Genomic DNA, 1766 nt, shown 5'->3' on the forward strand with positions numbered 1-1766 from the left:
ATGACAAAACCAACATGCTGGCAGCAGTGCGCGCCAAAGCGGCGGGTTGTCCGATGGCGGTTGCCTTGATTAACGATCCAACGCTGGTTCCGTTGATGGGGCCGCTGGGAATCGACGCCTATATCAATCCGCGCGCGACAACGGTTAGTTCCATCCTGCGCCATATTCGCCACGGGCGGGTGCGCTCGGTCTACTCGATTGGGGATGCCGAAGCAGAGTTGATCGAAGCAGAGGTGCTGTCCACGTCGCCGCTCTCGGGCAAATTGATCCGCGAAATTGACTTCCCCGAAGGCGTGCTTGTAGGCGCGGTCCTGAAGGACGGCAAAATTCACAAACCAAGCGGCGGATTGCGCATTGAAGAAGGCGATGTCGTCGCCATATTTGCAATGAGCGCCGATATTCCAGAGGTGGAGCGCTTGCTGCAAGTCTCCATCGATTTCTTCTAAACGCACATGCTTGCGCGCATCCTTGATCTGCCCGTCTTTCTGATCTTCGTGATGTTGGGCTGCGCTGCGATGTATATTCCGGCGGCGCATGCGCTGAACGGCGAAGCCTATCACATTGCGCGCAGTTTCTTTTATACGGGCACTTTGGGCCTGATAGTTTGCGCGTTGATCGGCATCGCTATGTCGGGCCGTCCAACACATAATACCGCTTTGGAACATCTGCTGGCTTTGTTGGCTTTCTTTGTGATCTTGCCCGTCATTCTTGCCATTCCATTTTATGAGGCACTGCGCACCACCAGCTTTGTAAACGCCTATTTTGAGATGGTAAGTTCGCTGACCACAACCGGCGCGACCATGTTTCCTGATCCGTCGCGTTTGCCCGCCAGTTTGCATTTGTGGCGCGGAATTGTGGCGTGGTCAGGTGGCTTGATTATGTGGATTGCTGCGGCTGCCATTCTTGCGCCGCTTAACTTGGGCGGTTTTGAAGTCACCACAAGCGCAGAGCCCGGGCAGGGCGGCTTGCGACGCGTTGACATGCGCGCGGCGTCACCTGGCCAACGGTTGATCCGCACAACTGTCAGGCTATTCCCGATTTACGCGGGTCTAACGTTAACATTATGGTTTTGCTTGATTATATCGGGAAATGATCCGCTTGACGGGCTGATGCATGCGATGGCGACCCTGTCTACAAGCGGGGTCACGGCGATAGGGGGCTTGCAAGAAAGCACGGCGGGTATTTCGTCCGAGTTTCTGATTTTCGTCTTCCTGTTTTTCGCTCTGTCGCGGCTCACCTTTTCTACCGATACGATCACAGGAAAGACGCGCGGACTACATGAAGATGCAGAATTCAGGATTGGCATTCTACTTGTCATTGGCGTGCCGCTTTTGCTGTTCATACGGCACTGGCTTGCGTCATTTGAAGTGAATGAGGAAGAAAACCTGTTGCAAGGGTTCAAGGCACTTTGGGGCGGTATGTTCACAGTGCTCTCCTTTTTGACGACGACCGGTTTTGTAAGTTCCGAATGGGACGCAGCGCAGGGGTGGTCGGGTCTGGCGACTCCGGGCATGATCCTGATGGGGCTTGCCCTGATGGGCGGCGGCGTTGCGACCACAGCGGGCGGTGTCAAACTGCTTCGGGTGTTCACGCTGTACCTGAACGGGCTGCGCGAAATGCAAAAGCTGATCCATCCTTCTTCTGTCAGCGGCAACGGTGCAGGGGACAGGCGCATCCGCCGCCAAGGTGCTTATACTGCGTGGATATTCTTCATGCTTTTTGCCTTGTCCCTCGCTTTGATAACGCTGGCATTGACCGCATTGGGC

General features: G+C 55.3%; 2 protein-coding genes. Both read left to right on the forward strand.

Annotation, left to right across the window (positions count from 1 at the left end):
- Window positions 1-446 (forward strand): TrkA C-terminal domain-containing protein (locus WBC85_RS05025; RefSeq protein WP_424433600.1); only part of this gene is annotated, 446 nt, incomplete at its 5' end.
- A gap of 6 nt (window positions 447-452) precedes the next feature.
- The coding region (locus WBC85_RS05030; protein WP_424433602.1) for a potassium transporter TrkG at window positions 453-1766 on the forward strand (1314 nt) is incomplete at its 3' end.

It is taken from the genome of Planktotalea sp., from assembly GCF_049680325.1.
Taxonomy (GTDB): domain Bacteria; phylum Pseudomonadota; class Alphaproteobacteria; order Rhodobacterales; family Rhodobacteraceae; genus Planktotalea.